Source organism: Paenibacillus sp. PK1-4R, from assembly GCF_030369595.1.
Classification (GTDB): Bacteria; Bacillota; Bacilli; order Paenibacillales; family Paenibacillaceae; genus Paenibacillus.
On record NZ_CP126535.1, the window covers coordinates 5,982,943 to 6,002,657 of the forward strand.

The 19,715-nt window shown below is 46.0% G+C and carries 18 protein-coding genes; 6 read left to right on the top strand and 12 right to left on the bottom strand.

The genetic code is table 11. The features are described from left to right. Nucleotides 1-94: 94 nt before the first annotated feature. The 5 genes from QNO02_RS26115 to QNO02_RS26135 form a co-directional block, all read right to left on the bottom strand. The gene (locus tag QNO02_RS26115) at nt 95-1,420 is read right to left on the bottom strand and encodes an ABC transporter substrate-binding protein (protein WP_289390416.1); all 1,326 of its coding nucleotides are present in this window, start codon (nt 1,418-1,420) and stop codon (nt 95-97) included. A 160-nt stretch (nt 1,421-1,580) separates the two neighbouring features. Beyond that, nucleotides 1,581-2,561, bottom strand: coding sequence for a LacI family DNA-binding transcriptional regulator (locus tag QNO02_RS26120; RefSeq protein ID WP_091038467.1), 981 nt, complete (start codon nt 2,559-2,561; stop codon nt 1,581-1,583). 91 nt (nt 2,562-2,652) lie between these two features. After that, complete coding sequence (locus QNO02_RS26125; protein WP_165980420.1) at nt 2,653-3,096, bottom strand: FixH family protein; 444 nt, start codon at nt 3,094-3,096, stop codon at nt 2,653-2,655. Nucleotides 3,097-3,115: 19 nt separating this feature from the next. Beyond that, the gene (locus QNO02_RS26130; RefSeq protein WP_124118173.1) at nt 3,116-3,565 is read right to left on the bottom strand and encodes a disulfide oxidoreductase; all 450 of its coding nucleotides are present in this window, start codon (nt 3,563-3,565) and stop codon (nt 3,116-3,118) included. A gap of 127 nt (nt 3,566-3,692) precedes the next feature. Continuing rightward, nucleotides 3,693-4,043 (bottom strand): winged helix-turn-helix transcriptional regulator, encoded by a 351-nt coding sequence (locus QNO02_RS26135; protein ID WP_091038462.1) that lies wholly within the window; start codon nt 4,041-4,043, stop codon nt 3,693-3,695. A gap of 125 nt (nt 4,044-4,168) precedes the next feature. Between QNO02_RS26135 and QNO02_RS26140 the strand changes: the two genes are divergently transcribed. Then, entirely contained in the window at nt 4,169-4,801 is a 633-nt protein-coding gene (locus QNO02_RS26140) for a nitroreductase family protein (RefSeq protein ID WP_105601928.1), read from the top strand. Nucleotides 4,802-4,863: 62 nt separating this feature from the next. On the opposite strand, the gene QNO02_RS26145 is transcribed toward QNO02_RS26140, so the two are convergent. Beyond that, nucleotides 4,864-6,486 carry a copper amine oxidase N-terminal domain-containing protein gene (locus QNO02_RS26145; protein WP_289392900.1) on the bottom strand — a complete coding sequence of 541 codons (1,623 nt, stop codon included), beginning with the start codon at nt 6,484-6,486 and terminating at the stop codon, nt 4,864-4,866. Between the two features lie 336 nt (nt 6,487-6,822). Here QNO02_RS26145 and QNO02_RS26150 point away from each other — a divergent pair, with 336 nt between their 5' ends. Then, complete coding sequence (locus QNO02_RS26150) at nt 6,823-7,029, top strand: hypothetical protein (protein WP_017692174.1); 207 nt, start codon at nt 6,823-6,825, stop codon at nt 7,027-7,029. A 199-nt stretch (nt 7,030-7,228) separates the two neighbouring features. Then, a complete protein-coding gene (locus tag QNO02_RS26155) occupies nt 7,229-8,338 on the top strand; it encodes a stalk domain-containing protein (RefSeq protein ID WP_289390417.1) in 1,110 nt (369 codons plus the stop codon). Nucleotides 8,339-8,460: 122 nt separating this feature from the next. Here QNO02_RS26155 and QNO02_RS26160 read toward each other — a convergent pair whose 3' ends face one another. From QNO02_RS26160 to QNO02_RS26170, 3 genes are all read right to left on the bottom strand, one after another. Continuing rightward, nucleotides 8,461-9,117 carry a hypothetical protein gene (locus QNO02_RS26160; protein ID WP_289390418.1) on the bottom strand — a complete coding sequence of 219 codons (657 nt, stop codon included), beginning with the start codon at nt 9,115-9,117 and terminating at the stop codon, nt 8,461-8,463. A 29-nt stretch (nt 9,118-9,146) separates the two neighbouring features. Then, nucleotides 9,147-10,205, bottom strand: coding sequence for a hypothetical protein (locus QNO02_RS26165; RefSeq protein WP_289390419.1), 1,059 nt, complete (start codon nt 10,203-10,205; stop codon nt 9,147-9,149). A gap of 90 nt (nt 10,206-10,295) precedes the next feature. Beyond that, the gene (locus QNO02_RS26170; protein ID WP_289390420.1) at nt 10,296-12,011 is read right to left on the bottom strand and encodes a DUF6138 family protein; all 1,716 of its coding nucleotides are present in this window, start codon (nt 12,009-12,011) and stop codon (nt 10,296-10,298) included. 298 nt (nt 12,012-12,309) lie between these two features. Here QNO02_RS26170 and QNO02_RS26175 point away from each other — a divergent pair, with 298 nt between their 5' ends. Continuing rightward, nucleotides 12,310-12,552: a DUF7662 domain-containing protein gene (locus QNO02_RS26175; protein WP_124118181.1), complete on the top strand. Its 243-nt coding sequence runs from the start codon at nt 12,310-12,312 to the stop codon at nt 12,550-12,552. A gap of 329 nt (nt 12,553-12,881) precedes the next feature. Here QNO02_RS26175 and QNO02_RS26180 read toward each other — a convergent pair whose 3' ends face one another. The 3 genes from QNO02_RS26180 to QNO02_RS26190 form a co-directional block, all read right to left on the bottom strand. After that, nucleotides 12,882-14,534 carry an extracellular solute-binding protein gene (locus tag QNO02_RS26180; protein WP_289390421.1) on the bottom strand — a complete coding sequence of 551 codons (1,653 nt, stop codon included), beginning with the start codon at nt 14,532-14,534 and terminating at the stop codon, nt 12,882-12,884. 142 nt (nt 14,535-14,676) lie between these two features. Next, complete coding sequence (locus tag QNO02_RS26185) at nt 14,677-16,269, bottom strand: response regulator transcription factor (RefSeq protein WP_289390422.1); 1,593 nt, start codon at nt 16,267-16,269, stop codon at nt 14,677-14,679. Beyond that, entirely contained in the window at nt 16,244-18,004 is a 1,761-nt protein-coding gene (locus QNO02_RS26190; protein WP_289390423.1) for a sensor histidine kinase, read from the bottom strand. The genes QNO02_RS26185 and QNO02_RS26190 overlap by 26 nt, the downstream gene beginning before the upstream one ends. Before the next feature lie 161 nt (nt 18,005-18,165). Between QNO02_RS26190 and QNO02_RS26195 the strand changes: the two genes are divergently transcribed. Further along, the gene (locus QNO02_RS26195) at nt 18,166-18,444 is read left to right on the top strand and encodes a hypothetical protein (RefSeq protein WP_249913222.1); all 279 of its coding nucleotides are present in this window, start codon (nt 18,166-18,168) and stop codon (nt 18,442-18,444) included. A 307-nt stretch (nt 18,445-18,751) separates the two neighbouring features. Next, nucleotides 18,752-19,672 carry an ABC transporter permease gene (locus tag QNO02_RS26200; protein WP_091038596.1) on the top strand — a complete coding sequence of 307 codons (921 nt, stop codon included), beginning with the start codon at nt 18,752-18,754 and terminating at the stop codon, nt 19,670-19,672. The last annotated feature ends 43 nt before the right edge of the window (nt 19,673-19,715 follow it).

Genomic DNA, 19,715 nt, shown 5'->3' on the forward strand with positions numbered 1-19,715 from the left:
AGTTGAACAGACCTCATGTGGAAGCTGTACATTCATCATCTCCGGCTACCGCAAGTCTCTCTCTATGTGCTGCGCAGGGCTAAGATTAATTCCTTTATTTCACATTGCTCCAGTATGCCTGAATTTCGCTGGCAAGCCCGGCACGGTCAATGACGTCAGCCAAATATTTCTGCATGGATGCACCCAGTTTGGACCAGTGATCCGCAGGAAGTGTACTCATTGATTCCTCGATTTTGCCTGCCTTAATGTATTCACTAATGGATTTGCCAAGTGGATCGGTTGGCTCCAATGTAATGTTGCTGAATGCCGGAATAATACTGGCTTGATTCACCAGGAAATCCTGACCTTTTTCGTTATAAACGATCCAGTCCAAAAATTTCTTCGCTGCTTCCTGCTGCGCTGGTGTGCTCTTCTCCTTATCCAGCAATATTCGTTTGGATACAGCAGCAGAGATTTGCGTATTACCGAAATCATCCAGATTATTGCTCACAGGTACTGGGAGGAAGCCATATTTTCCATCTGCTGTATCAAAGCTTGAAATTTGTGGCCATGCCCAGTTACCCTGGAACCAGATGCCAACCTCACCCTTGCCAAGCACCTCAGGTCCACGCTCATAAGTTCCGGACAATGGAGAAGCCTTGTCAATATTGTAGGTTTTCATCAGATCAAATGTATCTAACAAGCCATTAAACACGGCGTTGGAAGCAAGGTCCACTTGACCAGCCTTCAGATCAGTAATGAATTGATCCACCTTCGCACGGTCCGCCGACTGCCCACCATATGCAAGCCCCAGATAATGCGCACCAAGCGACCAATCCATCGGAGATACAATCAAAGGTGATTTTCCAGTAGCAGCAATCTTTTGGAACAGCTCCTCAAGCTGTGCAGTGGTCTGTACAGACTTGGGATCGAATGTCCCACCTACTGCCTGATCCAATACATTCTGGTTATAGATGAATCCATATCCTTCAATAGAGAACGGGAAGGCATAATTTTTGCCATCAAACGTTGTAGCCGCTGTGCTGTTCTCCACAGCATCCTTCATCCAAGACTCGGATGTGAGATCCAGAACACGATCCTTGAATTTCTCGACATCCCCTGTGTCTAGCATCATCATCGTTGTAGGGCTGCCGGAGGCATACAAAGCAGACGCTTTTTCAAACGGAGACTGTCCACTGCCTACAGGTACAATTTCGAGTGTGATATTTGGATTTTCGGCATGGAAGTCTTTAGCCGCTTGCTCCAGCTGATTGTTAATTTCCGACTTGGAATTGAGCATCGTGATTTTGACACTCTCACTGCTGCTCCCCTCCGAGGAGGAGTTGGACTCCGTCGCTGCTTTACTTCCACATGCCGACAATACAAGCATCATAATCAATGACAATACCAATAATTTCATCCATCTCTGTTCTCTTTTCATCTTGTTATGTCCCCCGATCAATAGTTTAAAAGGAAACGCTTACAAGTCGAATTATAATGTCAAAGGTTTGACATGTCAATCGTTTGACATACCATTTTAAAAAAATATCGCGCCTTGATTTTTACATTGCAAAAGGACGAATATGAAAAAACGACCTGTATCAGGTCGTCTCTCTCTCCACGATGGTAACCGGCAAAATATGCTCCATTTCGATCTTCTCTTCCGCGAGTTGGCGCCGAATCAGATCAATCGCCAGTTTAGCCATGGCCTCCACCGGCTGCCTGATCGTTGTAATGCCAGGCACCGTATACGCTGCCGCACGACTGTCATCATAACCTATAATAGCAATATCGTCGGGTACCTTGCGCCCACCTAACACGATCTGCTTCAGCGCATGCACCGCCATCAGATCACTCGTTACAAAGAGCCCATCCACCTCGGGGTGTTGTGCAAGTAGCTTATCCACCAATTCCGTATACTGATGCTGATCAAACACATTCAGATCGGTTTCATGAATCATGACCGGTTTGACTCCATGAGCCTGCAATGTATCAACGAAACCTGTCGTCCGGCGATTGGACAGCATTTGCAATTCCAAATTACCGCAGATATGTGCCAGATTCCGTCTGTTCTTCGAGAGCAGCAATTCAGCAGCCATGACCCCTCCCTGATAGTTATCAGATGAGATAAACGGGATGTCTTCACCGATCTTACGATCAAAGGTCACGATTGGGGAATGCAGATTCATGTACTCATCAACTTCCAGTGTGTGGCTTCCCATAATAATGCCATCCACGCGATTACCCTTGAGCATTTCCACATATTCACGCTCTTTGGAAGGGTCCATGTGGGAATTGCATAACATAATTTTAAATCCATTCTGGTAAGCATGATACTCAACATAGCTAGCCAGTTCTCCAAAAAACGGATGGGATACATCAGGAATAATCAAGCCTATAACATTGGATTGCTTACGCAGAAGAGAACGGGCAATTTCATTGGGTCGATAGTTAAGTTCGTCCATGGTTTGATACACTTTGTCCCGAGTCTTCTGACTGATATATCCCCGGTTGTTTAATACACGCGAGACGGTAGTTACAGAAACTCCTGCCCTGAGTGCAACATCATGAATAGTTGCCATAACACCCTCTTTTCCTACAACATTCTTCATACCTTTAACATTATAAACCCATTGCTAACCCTGAACCAAACCCTGGTACCCGCCCATTGCTTCATTCCGCTACAATTCTCGCTCTCGGCATGCTATGCATAGCTCCGTGCGTAACATGGACCTGTACCACATACGTACCTGGTTCTTCAAAGGTATGCTGGATTTCATACAGCCCTTCCTCTGACTCATTGGCAGTAATAGCCCCCTGATTCTCCAGTTCGTCCGCTGTCATCATACCTTGTTCCGGAGATACAGAAGGCGGATCATCAAGCTCATTCCAGATCTGGAATTGCACATGGTCAGCCTGACTTAACGGTGCATCTCCCTGTGTAAGCTTCACCTGCAACCGTGTTGGTTTATGAAGAGAAGTCTTCTCTGGAACGTCAAGTTTCACTTTAATCATCTCTGGCATCTCGCCTGATTGTGACTGTTCCTCATAAGAGCATCCCACCGTCAGGAGGAGCAGAATTATGAAGGGCATGAACCAACGAGCTTGTCCGCTCATCACCATCTATCCTTTCTTATTAAGAAGATTTTGGTGTTTTGCCGATACCCCACAGCATCACGATGATGATAATAAAGGCGATCAGTGCCAGTAATGGAATCGTGATGAAACCAAACCAATTCAAATAGTCGGTATAACATGGAACCTTACCGCACGCGACGGCATTCCCTGTAGCCGAAAAAATACGCTGGATTGTTACATGATATAACGAAATGCCGCCACCGACGAAACTAAGTGGGAGTACGTATTTGGTGATGCCCACGTCATCCTTAAAGTAGGCAATGCCCAGCAAGATGGTTAGTGGATACATGAATATACGCTGGTACCAGCATAGATCACATGGAAGATATCCCTTAATCTCACTGAAATAGAGACTCCCCCCTGTTGCAATAACGGAAACGGCCCAAGCAACAAATAACCGGGTATCCACATTTCTCGCTGGACGCTCCGATTTTGATGATGTACTCATTCCTATGTCCCCCCTCTTCATTTTGCTTATACCAAATTATCATACCTCATTCTAGACTCCATCGGCTATTCCAGCTGTTATGTAGGTCATTACCCGATGATTATACCAAATATTTGAACTTTTGGGTTCATTCATGGTCACATTGAATATGTTCATCCTGCTCCATACCTTTGGTCCTTGCGTACGTATTGCCCCAGTCGCACATCGTGTTCAAGACCGGAACGAAGGATCTTCCGAGATCAGTTAAACTATATTCTACTTTTGGCGGGACTTCCTTGAATATTTCCCTATGAACGAGGCCATCACTCTCCAACTGTTTCAATTGGTCGGTTAAGACCTTTTGTGTAATTCCAGGTATCAATTCATAGAACTCCTTAGTTCGAACCGATTGTTGACTCAGAAAAAAAAGGATAAGACACTTCCATTTCCCGCCAGCGATATCCATGAAAATATTTATTCCGGTATTATATTTAACCAATGTGCCGTCCCTCCCCAATAGATACTTTAAAGTGGCTATCCCACCTTTTTGTGCGTTATTTTCTCATTTGTTAATGCCTACTATAATTCAAGGGAGTCCTAAATAACAACGATGGAGATGATCCCATGAGTGTACAATCCGTTTTGGAACAAAGGCGTTCCGTTCGACATTTTGATTCAAATTATACGATACAGCCAGAGACTTTGACTTCACTCATTGCTTCTGCAAGCAAGTCACCTAATGGGAATAATATTCAAGCGACCCGGTATCTTATTATTGATGACCCTGATTTACGGAGCGCATTACTACCTATAGCTTACAATCAACAACAGGTGATGGATGCTTCCGCTTTGATCGTCATGTTAGGGGATTATCGAGCATTTGAAGCGGATAATATTATCAACATTCACGAAGAAGGCTTTCAGTCGGGCTATTTTGATGCATCACTCAGAGATTATCTGGCGAATGCTGCAATACAATACTATGCAAATAAATCCGATGAAGAGCTGAAGTTGGAATTAACCCGAGATGTAAGTCTAGCATCCATGTCATTCATTCTGCTCGCCAATGAGGCTGGTTTCGAAACCATCACGATGTCAGGTTATGATTCCGCTCGATTAAAAGCAAGCTTGAATATTTCTGATAGATACTTGGATGTCATGCTGATCGCTCTTGGTAAAGGTACGAAAAATGGACATCAAACGGTACGTCACCCCGTTCATCAAATTATGTATCGAAACACACTGACCCACTTATGATGAACAAAAAGAGCTGCCGTATGGGGCAGCTCTTTTTGTTTTAATCTTATTTTACTTTACTATTACATGGATTTAGTCAGCGTAATGGAACCATCTTTTTGTGCCCATTTCACGTCCCAGTTCAGAAGTTCAGCAATGAAGCGCAGAGGCACTTGCGTACGTCCATCTTTATTTACAAATACAGTTGCACCCACGTTTTTCTTCACGCCGTTCACTTCCATAACGTTGTTGTTCACCCAGAATTCAAGGGTATCATCACCAGCCATTACCGTTACTTGTTGTGCTTTTTTGTCCCATTTCACCGTTGCGCCAATACCTTCACTCAAGAAACGCAGTGGAATGTATGTTGTGTTTTTCCAAAGCACTGGTGTGGTGTCCATGTTGGTTGTTTTGTCGTTAATTTTCAGCATTTTGCTGTTCAGTTGCATCCACACCGTTGTCATTTCTGGCGCTGGTGCAGGTGTTGCTGACTCTTGGAATTTGTCATTGAATTGAGTCACAATAGCGTTACCCAGAGCTTGACCTACACCAAACATCACTTTGAAGCCTTCACGATTTGTTGTGTAAGAAGCATCAAAGTTACCTGCTGCATATTGATTCAATACGTTTTGCACTTGATTTTCATGCGTTGTTAGTGCTTGTTGTCCTGCTGCTTTTGGCAGATTGCCAGCTGTTGCCGAATCCAGGAATGTAGCGAACTCTGTTGTAAATCCATCAATACGTTTCTCTACTGCCGCACGAGCCGCAGCATCGTTGTTTTTAACAGCTTTTACATAGTCGCTTTGCGCATTAACGTGGTTCGTTACCCAAATTTTCTCGAAAGCATTGGCACCATCGTTACCGTAAACGGAAGCAATCGCTGCTTTGAAGTCAGCTGTGTTTCCAGCTTCAGCTGTAATCAGTGCGTTGGAAGCGAGTGTACGTCCATCAAATTCCTCTTGCATTTGCAGAGCCGAAAGCGCAAAGTGTTCGGAAGCCAAGTGGTTGAGTGCAGATCTCAGATCGGCTGCTTTTGTATCCGCTTTGGTATTTTCGAATTTCTCAGGCATTTGTGTAGTAATGGCTGTGGAGAGTGCCTTACTTACGTCGAACATTTCTTTGAAACCTTCACGGTAAGCCTTGTATGCATCAGCGTAATCTCCAGCTACATACTCATCGAATACTTTTTGCACGAGATCTTCATGTACTTGCAGCGCCTGTTTGGCTGCTGCTTTTGGCAACTTGCCTTCGGTAGCTGTGCTCAGGAATGTGGAGAACTCATCCACAAAACCGTTGATGTTTGCTTGTGCTTGTTTGATCCCAGCCTGGTTGCCCATTTTGGTTGCTTTCACCAGATCATCTGTGTATTTGTTATGAGCGCGGAAGATGCGTTCGAATTCTTTGGCACCTGCATCACCGTATAGGGAAGCGATGGCTGGTTGCATATCCAGTGCATTCTGGTCGAGTGCTTTGTAGGCTGCATCTGCATCTTTTGCTCCGTCATATGCTTTTGCCATTGCCGTTACTGCGAGTGCAAAGTGCTCGGACAGCAGGTGGTCCAGGTTTGCTCTCAGGTCAGCCGCAGGTGTGTTCACGGATGCTTTCATCATTGTCATTGGTGTCTGTGGTGCAGAAGCTGCTCCAGCGATCCCCGGCATCAACAGTGTCAAGCTAAGTACAGGTGCAATAAACTTCTTCATTTTCATTTTCATTACGTGTTCACTCCTCGATTATGTTTTGTGTATAATTTCTTTCCTCGTCGTTGTCTTCATAGGGTGTAACGCAGGGTTCTCTATTCTGGATCACTCTGTGGGCAAAAAAATTCGCAACCTTCAGTGAAGAAAGCTGCGAATGCCTGTTGTATCAAGGTTTTTTAATATTAAAAAATAATAAAATTATAGTGATCTTTCCGATCCAAGACTACATAAATACTGTAAGACAGATACTTCATTTCCCTTATTTTCTCAAATGAAGCTTACATCAAAGGTTAACTTGAAGTACAATAAAGACATTATCATATTATTCGCGAAGGAGGTCCATTCATGACCTGGTTGCCTTATGTTTTAATTGTGGGAATCGCCTTATTTGGAGGTATTGCTACCATGATCATCGGAAATTCCAAAGCCAATCAGACCAGCAACCCCGAATATGACCGCCGCACAAAGCAAAACCTCAGTAAACTTTCCTATGTATACGTTGGTGCGATTGTCCTTGGTTTTGGCGGACTAATCCTCTATCTTTTTAACTGAAATTATTCGATTCGGCAAAGAATACGTTCAAACACGCCAAGCAGCTTCATGTTTCGTTTTACATTCTCCGTATATATACACATGTTTACAAGTTGGAGATAATTCAGAATTATTCTGGATATGTTCGGGGTTTAATATAAAGCCATAAGGGACAGCGAGCCCATTAAACAAACCAAACCCCAACTTGAAGGAGAGATATATGATGAAAAAAAACATGAAGAAATCCGTAGCAACGATGATGGTACTGGGCATGACATTAACTGGAGCAACGGGCGTATTCGCCGGAACGCAGCTGGAGAAAATCTCCGCATATCTTAACCATGGAATCAGCTTTAATGTTGATGGCGCGGCTTACTCACCAACGGATGGCAATGGCAACAAACTTGCGCCAATTACCTATAACAACTCCACTTATCTGCCTGTACGTGCGCTTGCCGATGCACTGCATGTACCAGTATCCTATGACGGCAAAAAAGGACAGGTCATTATCGGCCAAGCTACGAGCAATCCATCAGCTCTGACAAATGTAACGTATAGTGCAGCACAAAAAGAGGCCATTCAAAAGGCTTTTGCACAATTCGATGGGTTCGAGACCGCTTATGCCCCTCAGCAGATGATCGCAGGTGACACGTTCAAAAGTGTAGGTGCGGGTGGCGATGGTGTTAGCTTTATTTTTAGCCATATGAAAGTGGATGTATCTCCAAGAGATTATTCGGACGGTTATACAAGCAAAGACGTGAAACTGTCCAATGGTGTTGTCGCCAAATGGTATACACCAGATCAAACGGGCATGCTCACGTTCCAACTGGATGATCGCTACGTTACCCTAAGCTCACCGGATCATAAGCTGAGCCAAGCTCAGTTGCAACAAGTCGCTGTCTCTGTTCAGAAGGCAACTGGCAACAACGATCAAGGGATCACTGCATTTGCAGATGTGAATTATAGCAAACAACAATTGGATAACATTCGTAAGGCATTTGCGAAGTTTGACGGTTTCACCACAGCCTATGCTCCACAACATATGGTTGCTGGAGATACGTTCAAAAGCGTAGGTGCAGGCGGTGATGGTGTAAACTTTGTTTTCAATCGTATGAATGTCACGGTATCCCCTAAAGACTACTCTTTCAGCTATGATGGCAAAACGGTAAAACTGCCTAGTGGCGTATCAGCCAAATGGTACACACCAGACAAAACGGATATGCTCACGTTCAAGCTGGATGATCGTTATGTAACACTCAGCTCGCCAAATAACCAATTGACTCACACTCAACTGGAGCAAATGGCGGTCTCCGTACAAAAAGTGAAATAAACAAAAATAAACACACATCATTTCGGTCCCGCTCTATGAGCTGGGGCTGATTTGATGTGTGTTTTGTATGCTCAAACTCTGCTGCAAAGACCTCTTCCTGTTCGTCTGTCCCTATCCTGCAATTAACTCTCTGACTTATTCATGACCTGGCGAAGCCAGTAATACCGATGCAAGTCCATGATAAAATGAAACACCACAAAAGCCAACATAATGTATACACACATTAGCACAACAGCCACAGTCTGCTGTGTAACAAAGGCCAGTGAAATATTGGCCAGAAGATATGCTCCGCCCGTAATCATCGTTAATGTGGCAACAGGCATACCTGTGCTTTTATCTCTTTTTTTACGCTGAGGGGGCTGCTGCAGCTTACGCAAACGAAACTTCACGTATTGGAACAAAGCAAAACTATATACCGCAAATGATCCAATGGCGTACCAAGGTGTTGTCAGACCAATTGTCCCGTAAGCAAACTTCTGTATAATCACCATAAATCCCACAGAACAAACGATGCCAAATACGCCTCGGAACAATACATAATTCAGTTGGAGTCTACGTGGGGCAGCAATCAGGGCAATCGCCCATATATTCATAAAGGCTAGCGGTGGCACGAGAATATACGCATACAGTGATTGGAACGGGACACTGAACACGGGAATAAGCAGAAATACGTTAAGAAAAAACAGGACAAGTATGCCTGCACTCAGCCGAATACTATCTACTGCATAGATGACATAAGGTGAATCCTCATACGGATTTGAACGTTTATTGTTCGCCATTATAACTCTTCCTTGATAGATACGTTTCGTCATGACTTCAATGCCAGTTCCGTTAAACGAACAACCCTGCGATAGTACATCGCATCCATCAAATCCTCCCAGTCGAGTTCACTGGCATTAATGTCTCGATAATATACCGCAGCAGCAGGCAAGAAACCAACCAGCGGCCCTGTACCACCGCAAATGAGACTTCCGCCGTCTCCGCCTTTGGGCATCACATCCCCAGCCGAATCTAGTGTAAGCTCATACTTGTAGGGATCACCGGCAAATTGCACTCCGAAGAAATTCGGCAGTGCCAGATCATAAGGACGATCATCCTTTTCTTCAACCCGTGTAGAGTCTAGATCTATCGATTCATCCACATTCTCATCCACGTCTTCCAGACTTCCAAAGTGCTTCAATCTCATCGTATAGTCGAAGCTGTCACCCCAGGGAAATAACGTGCGACAACCGCCGCCATAGATATACTCCCATTCGTCTTCGGTCAGCAAACCAAAACCCGCCGCAGCTTCCTCCCTCACGACGTCTTCCAACTCGATTCCTTCGTTGAACCACAGGATTCGGACTCCATTCTCACTTTGGCGAATCAGACGAAATTGTTGATGCAATTCATATTCACGTATTACCGATTGCTTAAATTGCTCCAGGGCTGACGGGAAATCAGGATTTTCCTGTGCAAATGCTTCCTCCTCAGATACTTCAATCCAACCAAGTGAAATCAGTTCGCATTCCACAAGCATCGGCGCAATGTTGATCTTTCTTACAGGTGACATTTGACTCGCCAGAAACGAATCTACGTCCTCCACACCATACTCACTGACCGTTTCATGCAGGTCGGCTGATGTCTCTTCGTTCATACCATGCTGCCAACGATCCCAGCCGAGCGTTACCCGATCCCCAGGCACAAACACAAATCTCAGCCCATCCTCCGTAAAGACACCCGTCTCCATCCGCTGACCGAATCGTTCAAATGTCTCGAGACCCTCATATACCATACCGTCTGGTAACTGACGAACGAGCTTACGCATCCAAGCCTCTTTGTCCTGAGCATTCAACCCCTGCCACATGTCTCGTCTCAATGCCTCCATGACTCTCCCCACCTTTCCTTATACACTTTCACTTCTCTAAAATGCTCTACTGACTCGCACATCACAATCTTATTTGTCTTGTGTACATCTTCATTTCCCTGCGGCTTGCAACAGTTCCAGCAATAATTCCTTCCGTCTTCCCTCCGCTTTACGAGTGAGCGCTGTGAGCTTCTCCACCTTGCCAAAGATCGGATAGAGTACACGTTCCGCTTCATAATGCTCAAGTTCTTGAATCTGTCTAACCAACTGTTCGAGTATTTCCTCACTCTCAAGCTCAGTCTGAATCTTAAGCTTCAGACTATCCGTCGAACGACGCAAGCTGGCGACTAACGCAGGTATGGCTTGAACCGTTACACCCTGTTTTTCTACAAATGCCGCAATAAACTTGTCCTGAATTAACTGATGCTCATCATCCACTTCACCCATGTAAAATTCAACCAGCGGGAAATACCGCTCATCCACGAGCCCCAGTCCAAAGGTTGCATAACTGCCTGGCATACAGCTTTTCTCTCCCTCGGTATCCTCGTAGAACTCAAACTCCTGGATAGCCTCACGCGCATACTTTTCCAGGAGTGAATGCAGCTCCGGGTATTCCAGTGCATTCGCAAAGAATCGGTGGGTATCCGACTTCGCGAGTCCCTTGATCGGCAAATACTGCTTTACGGCAGATTTCAGCTTGATCTTATAACCTTTTGGAAATCCCTGTTTCAATAAATGCGTGATAAAGGTAAGTGCCTGTTGATAGGCACCCGGCTCTTCCTTGCGAATGTGAATGGTCATCAGAGCAAATACATCATTTGCTTTGCATTCCACTTCTTCCGTTTTCACATGAATATCGTCCTTCGCATACGTTCCGCTACCTTCTGTCATCATGCTTGCTGCACGTTTGCTACCGAGTTGTTTCGCGAGCTCCAGAAAAGTCACACCTTTGGATTTGCTATAACTCGGCTCAAAACGCAGAATCATGACCGCCGCGTATAACAGCAGATCGATTGGTTGAGTCCCGGATGTTTGCGCCTTCTCATGCTCGTCCAAACGTTGGACTGCCTGTGTCTCAACGTTCGACTCCAGCGTTGCTCCTGGTTTTAGTGAGTATTCATTGGTACGATAAGGCGAAGACTGAACATCATAATACTGTGGCAAAAACTGATTCTCCGCCCATGCCGTCACTGCACGAGTGATCTCACCACGATGTTCCGCAAGTGCCTCCGGACGACCCTGATTCAACTCTTGAATCCGGTCATACTGCCTGATGGTCCATGCTACATCCAACTCCGGGAACAGCTTTGGATCGAGCAGATGACTCGTCAAAAAGAAGGATTCCAATGGCTTCGTTGGATATGTACCGTGTTCTAGCTTCTTGTCTACATAGGTATGAATACGCTCAAGGAGCAGATGTCTTTTCTCATCGTTTATCCATTCCAATAAAGTCAGTTGCAGCTTGCCTTCGGTTGTTGGAAATTTCCCGCGGAAGGTGAAGCGGTAGTCAATCAACGGAGTATCTGCCAGCTTGTCCAATCTTCCCTGAACAACCTCTACAAGCTTAGGCCCAATCTCGTTACGTACCTGTTCCTCGGTAAAGGCTCCTGCCTGCTTTGATTTCACATCATCATCCAAACCCAGATCCAGGCTGTCTACCGTGGTCCGTCCAGGTTTGTAATCCAGTACAATATCATTAAAAATACCCATTTGCAGCGTGGTTCGCTTCACAACACTTTCCAAATCATCCCGCTTTTCCTGTTCATCAAACCATTCATGGATCGTCGTGATCATCTCTTCCATCGCCTGGTTATAAAGTGTACTCATCTAATCTCCTGCCTCCCCATGCATCTTATGATATTCATCAACCACACTTGAACCTCTATGAATCCCGGATCAATCCGGGACATCTATGTTATAAATACGTATTGATGTTCGTATATTACCTATTATTTTACTCTCTCAAGTACAATCGGAACAATAAGGCTTACGCACGGTTGCTTGCTAGTAAGAGAGATCTACGGATTCCTTTTTTTTCATATCTATGTACGCTCTCGGCTTGCCCTCGCTATCATCATCCCGACGTTGTATAATCATTGTATTCCTTTTCAGGAGGTTCGAATAAATGAGCTACAGCAAATACTTCCCCTTGGAAAACTATTTGAATCAGGTTTCGATCACCCTTACATACGCAGAGCTTGAGGAAATTCTCGGATTTACGTTACCCCCTACAGCGTATAATCGCGAACAATGGTGGGTGAATAATTCCATGAATCATACACAGGCACTATCCTGGTTAAATGCCGGATGGAAGGTTGAGAATGTAATTCTAGGAAAACAAGTAACTTTTGTGCGCTGCGAGTCATAGTCGATCATGTACTATATAAGTTGAACTAAAGATTATTCACACTTACAACTCCAATGACAGAACAACCTTCCGATCGCTGTTATCCCCAGATTTTTTTCATTCACTCTTACAAAGGTGAAAATCCAGGGATAAAGGCGATCGCTTCGCTTCTTCAGGTTATTTCTGCCCTCTTCGTTCTCTTGTGAATGTTTTAGTTCAATTTATATAGATTATTGGTATCCACCTCAAAGGCTCTATTTTTCTTATCCTTGTTGTTTTTTGTCATTAAAATGTCTACATAAAAAGCAGGGTAGACTGATGAATTCATCAGTTCTCCCCTGCTTTGATTATTAATTGACTGTCTTATACCACTCGTTCACTTCGGCGGTAATATCATCCCCGCCCATGGATTTCCACTTCGTCACAAACGCATCAAATTCCTCAATGCCCACCTGACCATAGATGATCTTGCTGAACGTATCCTTCTCCAGCTTGTCGATCGCGTCCTTCTTCATTTTCATCGTCTCGGTTGGTGCTCCCGTGAACTTGTTCTTGATGGCATTATCTTTATTCGCAACGACCACCTCAGCGGCTACAAACACTTCCGGTTTGTTGGCAATTTTCGTATTTTTCTCAAAAGGAGTCTCCGGCTCTTTGCCCTTCGCAAGTTCCGCCAGCGTCTCCATCATCAGATTCGGAATTCGGGCACCATCATACGTAATTGTATATTTGAGTGGTGATACGCCATCCTTCACTTCAGCTTCACCAACCACTTCACCGTCCACAATATCATAGTCATATCCTTGCGCGAAGCCATGTTCGAACTCGCTGCCCACTTCCGGATTGGCAAAGTTGTCGAACAGATAATTTTGATACGTGAAGAAAATTTCCGGGTTCGCCATGTCTTTGTTAATCAGCACCACCCCGTTGCTTGCACCAGAACCATGTTGATGGCTCTCGCCTGTTGGTCCTGTAGGTAAGGCAATGGCCTTATACGTGGCACCATCCACATTTTTCTTCACATCATCAATCGGCCAGTTTGGCATCCAGTGCGGCCCTACGATAATGCCAGCTTTACCTGCGGTGAACAGTTCTGCTGCCTTGATCTCGTCATAGACGCCTGCTTCTTTCGGCAGGTAACCTTTGGATAACCAATCTTTCATCGTTGCAAGGCCTTCCTTCACACCTGGCTGGATGGAGCCATATTGCAGTGTTCCGTCTCCGGCATCATTCCACTGTCCAGGCATCGTGTTGTACATGCCGAAGATCCAGCCCGATTCCGTCATCCACGTATTGAGCGCATTCTTCATGCCGACAGTGAGACCATACGTATCTTTCTTGCCGTTCCCATCCGGGTCTTGATTTGTAAAAGCATCCATGACCATAACCAGCTCATCCATGGTTTTTGGTTCTTCCAGTCCCAATTTCTTCAGCCAGTCTTCCCGAATGAACATGACCGAATCGCCGTTGTAGGCATAATCGAAGATTGGAATGCCATAACGCTCGCCCTCATACATGTACGGATACCATTCCTCCGGCGCCGATTCAGATGCCTGTTTCCATGTGTCCGAAGCATACTTGTCAAACAGCTCGCCTGCATTCGCAAACTTGCCGGACTCAATTAATTCCCGTACCAGATTGTAGTCTCCCCGAATGGATACGATATCCGGCAGTTCTTCGTTAGCAGACAGCGACAAGCGTAATTTCGTGTAAAATGCATCATTGGTCACCGATACAGCCCACGGCGTGGTCAGATCGATGCCAAGTCGTTCCTTGGCCCATTTGGTATGCACATTGTTCTGTGCCGTTTCCCCATTCTTGAATTTCGTATCATCATTCCAGGCCCGCAAATAACTCATCTGTACCGCCGGTTCATATTTCCCGTCTTGCAGAGCAAGTGGTGCAGCGGCTTCCTTGGCCGGTTCTTCCTTGGCCCCCGAACTGCATGCCGTTACAGCAACCATCGTTATTGCGAGTAATGCCGTCATCATTTTTCTATACATGAACTAACCCCTCCTCAGGTAACTTGGATACCCTTATATGCCAAATGCACCTCTGCATGTGGCATTATGCACCTTACATGAAAAGGATAGTGCAGCCGGGGAGGCAAACATATATCACAATTTCAATGTTCATATTGATTTGTTAACCGTTCCGAAAATCCTGCGGGGTCAGTCCATAATGTTTGCGGAACACCTGAATGAAATAAGGCGTGTTATTGTACCCCACTTCCTGACCGACTTCATAGATCTTCATTGCCGTATGCTTGAGCAAATGAACCGCACGTTCCATTCTGGAACGGATAATATAATCACTAATGCCTTCACCTGTGGATTGTTTGTACATTTTCGACAGATATACGGGGTGCAAATGCACCTCTCCAGCAATGACCTGCAACGATAGATCCTCGCCTAGATGATGGTCAATCCATTGCTGCACCTGCCGAATCAGCGATGATCCGGCATCCTGTCCCGCATCGCTTGTGCTCTCTTCCCACTGCTGCATCACACTTCTGGTCCACGTTTCCAGACTACGCAGTGAGATGCCATAACCGTCTTTAAGCAACTGCTGGTACTGCTCACCAAGCACTTCGGTTAACTGCCTTCCTTCCCGATGAGCCATATAGGAGAATGCCGCCGCCAAATAATGAAAAGCCACATACACATGCTCCGGGAACACACTGTTTGACAGTTCGGCAAAGATCTGATCAATCTTACGGTGTGCATCCTCCATGCGCCCGGCTTCCAGTAACGTCGTCAGACCCGGCGGTTCATACAGAGCTGCAAGAGACTTCAACGTGGCCCCATTGGTTCCTGCCGCCGCATTCAGATGTAATCCTTTTCCAGCCTCGGCTTGCTTTCGAAGCGCACTCACGGCTTGATGATATAGCTGCGGCACCTGATCTGGGAAACGCCCCATACGACTAACGGACAGGGAAATGGTCGCGTTCAGATACTGCCTCACACTGTGGATTAACCGCTCTCCAAGTCGGCCCATTAACATTTCCGGTTCGGCTTGGGTTTGTTTGGGACTGGCCATGAAGACCAGATCATCATAGGCGTCATCTGTATGGCAGAGATGATAGGTACTGCCGTAGATCTCTTCCACCACATTTGAGATGGCGTACTTCATCAGTCGAAACGCTTTATGTGTGGGTTGATGGTCATCATACCGGATGAGCAGCAGTTGCATTTTATCTTGTGGACGGAACCCGATCTCCAGTTGCTCCAGCTTGCCTTCGAGTTCAGCATCCGCAAATTTATGCCCTAACAGTACATCCTTCATCAGCTCCGCCCGCTTCTCAGGCAGATGTTCCCTTACCGAATACATGGCCCGCTGATGCAGCAATTGTTTCTCACCCTCCAGGCGAATCTGTACTGCAGCCTGCTGCACGGATTCGATCAGTTCCTCATCACGGACCGGTTTGAGCAGATAACTAACCGTCCCATGTTTGAGCGCCTGCTTCGCATAATCGAAGGAGGCATGCCCCGATAAAATAATACATTTCGTCTGTTCCCACTTTTGCCTGATGTGACTGACCAGATCCAGACCGGACAGACCCGGCATGCGGATATCCGTGATAATAATATGGACCTGATGTGATGCCATATGTTCCAGGGCCTCTTTGACTGAATAGGCTTTGAATACCTGACCAATCCCGTGTTCTCTCCACGGTATCGAGACGGCAATCGACTCTACTGCGGAATGTTCATCATCCACGACCATCAGATTCATCATACATTTGTTCCTCCTCAAACCATCGAATTTCTACACTAAGTCCACCATAGGGAATCGCTCCAAAATGAAGCCCGGACGACAGCCCATATCGCGTAACGAGACGCTGGTGCACATTCCACGTGCCTGTTCCAATCTCCTCGCCCATCGGTTCATTGATCTCCCGTTCCAATTCGGCAATCTCTTCCGCTGTCAGCGTGACACCGTCATTGTCCACAAACAGGCTGTATCTTGTATATTTTCGTCCCTCAATATGTTCGGGTACCGCCATCCCCGTTACGACGACATGCCCACTGCCTTCCATCGGCTCGATGCCGTGGATCACCGCATTCTCTACGATCGGCTGGATGAGCAGCCGCGGAATGTGAAGCAACATCAGTTGCTGCGGTACGGCGATCTCGTAGGTCAGCCGGTTGGTCCGCATCTGTTGAATGGACAGATAATGGTCCAGTAACCGGATCTCTTCTTCCACCGTTGTCATGTCATTCTCGCCCCGCGTAATGTAGCGATAGTAGTCTCCCAGACTTAGCGACATGGCAATAACCGCTTCGCGGTTGCCAAGCTGGGTCATATTTTTGATATAAAACAGGCAGTTGTACAGGAAATGAGGATTGATCTGTGATTGCAGATGTTTCAGTGTGGCTTCCCGTGAGCGGATACGTTCCTCGTATACCTTCTCGATCAATTCCTGAATCTGCTCCGCCATATGGTTGAAGCTCTGGGTGAGATACGCGAATTCATCACGGGAGTGATCGACTGGAATCCGCGTGGACAACTGCCCTTTGCGAATCTGTTGCAGCCCTCTCATCAAGCGATGGATTGGCACCTGAACTTTTCGATACAAAAGCAGTGCGGCCCCGATACTCAGCACGAGCAATAACAGAATAGAGGTAATAAACATATTTCGACTCTTGTCCATCGGGGTTAACAAATCATCTAATACCACCGGGTTCACGTATACCGCTTGCAGTTGTTTGGAGTGCACGTAACTGACCAGATATTGCTTGTCGCCTACCTCAAGCTGATGATTACCTTCCCTCTCCGACCCGTTAAAAGGCATATCACGCATAATCGCTTCGACCAGTTCGGGGTCTGCCGTACGGTTCAGCAACGGATCATTGCCCGGTACTAACAAGAAAGGATCTCCTCCCTGCGTTTCTTTAAAATCATCCAACATGGCAACCACGTTCATTGGGTCAAAATTAATCTCCATCACGGTTCGCACACCTGTGTTCACCGGTTTTTCATTCCACTCATAGTTATCTGTGAAAAAGTAGGTGAAACTCCCCTGCTCCAGCTGCCATTGTCCAGGTTGCGGAAACGTCAACATTTTCTCATCGTAGACTGTCCGGCTGGACATGGTGGATAACACCAGTTCCGCTTGTGGCAGGACAATCGTAATATCGTTCTTCCAGCGGCTGGTGGACTGGTACAATGATAATTTGTCGAGAATATCCAGATAGATGCTGTTTTTCTCATATTGGCTGGTGGAGTCCGTCATGTAACGGTAATGCAGAATACTCGGATCTCGCAGCAATGTCAGGCCATACAGCGAGAGCTGCTCGATATTTTTATCCACCTGGGAGCTGAAATAATTGAACTGGTTCAGACTCGACTGCTGTTTCTCTTCAACGACCATGTCCACATTTGCCTGGTTCGCGTATGTATAGAGCAGCAGAATGGGTACCAGCAGGCAGATTAAAAGAATGACCGTCTTCGCAAATACTGTGAATTTCATCGTTTCACCCTGTTCCTGAATTTGAAGTCCTTCTACACCGAAGTCCTATTTTATATTGAAAACCCTTACATTTCTATATGATTTTATATTCGCCTGCTTTCCTGCAACTTGTAATCCCCTTATACTGGGAGTGAATCAACATTTCGTGAGGGGGCTCTGTGATGCAACTGACAGAACAAGGCATTTTGCATATTAAAGAAGATGATATTTCTAGCTTATACTGTTACAGGGACCTGGATGGCATGGCCTTTGATGCTTCATTATTGTTTGAATTACAGCTTCAGGGATTAACGTTGCCACAAGGTAGCGTACGAGCGATTCAGTTTGATTTTGAGGCAGAGGAATCCCCCCTCTATGAAGAACGGGAACGTTTAGTGGCCGAGGTGCAGTCAGCGGTTCATACCGTTGATGCGCAGTATGATGGCTCGATTGTGAAATAATATAGGCACGTTCAGCATGAAGGGCATATCGGAAGCAAAATAACATATGGCAGGAGCACAACCTGAAGACAGGGGCATTGGACTTTACAGTCGGATGCTCTTTTTTGCTGTTTCCATCAACAAGTTAATATTTCAACATCCGCATTGAAATGTTGTTCTATAGTCCGCCCTTTTCCGTTGCTATAATTCAGTTGCTCCACTCTGTGCAGAGGCTAACTCGCCTCATGTTGTCGGGGTTGGACGAGATAAAGGAGGGACCCTGATGGCTATGGAACAACCGTTAACAACCAATACGCCGGTGCGAAAAATGACACCCCATCCACGCAAACGTACCCGCTGGAATTTCAAACGCACGTGGCCGCTGCATCTGATGCTGCTGCCTGCTGTACTGCTCACATTGCTGTTCGCCTATGTGCCCATGGGCGGCATTATCATTGCTTTTCAAGACTTCAAACCGTGGCTGGGGTTCACTGGCTCCAAATGGGTCGGCTGGGACAACTTCCAATTCATGTTCGAATATCCCGACAGCGTTCAGGTCATCTGGAACACGGTACTGATCGCTTCGATGAAAATTGTGGCCGGACTTGTGGCCCCCGTGGTATTCGCCATTCTGCTGAATGAGGTTCGGAACTCTACGTTCAAACGTTTCTCACAGACCTTGGTGTATCTGCCCCATTTCCTGTCCTGGGTTGTCCTGGGCGGCATTCTGCTCGATATGTTATCACCGGAAGGCGGGCTGGTAAACCAGGTGTTAGCGGCGGCTGGCGTTGAACCGATCTTCTTTCTGGGAGATGGAGACTGGTTCCGTGTAACGGTGGTTGTCAGTGATGTGTGGAAGGAGTTTGGATTCGGAACGATTGTATTTCTGGCAGCACTTGCGGGTATAAACCCGGCATTATATGAGGCTTCGGAGGTAGATGGAGCAACACGACTTAGACAGACACTGCATATTACCCTGCCTGCACTTGTGCCGATGATTATCGTGGTAGGTACGTTATCGCTGGGCAATATCCTGAATGCAGGCTTTGACCAGATCTTCAATCTGTACAATCCGCTGGTATATGAGAAAGGTGATATTATCGATACCTTTGTCTACCGGATGGGAATTCTGAATGGCAAAATGAGCTTTGCGACTGCCGTTGGACTATTCAAATCATTTGTCGCGATGTTCCTGGTCATCTCTGCGTACCGGATGGCGTACAAAATCGCCAATTACCGTATTTTTTAAGGGGCATTTTGCATACATCCAGACAGCGACTTTCAATCAGCAA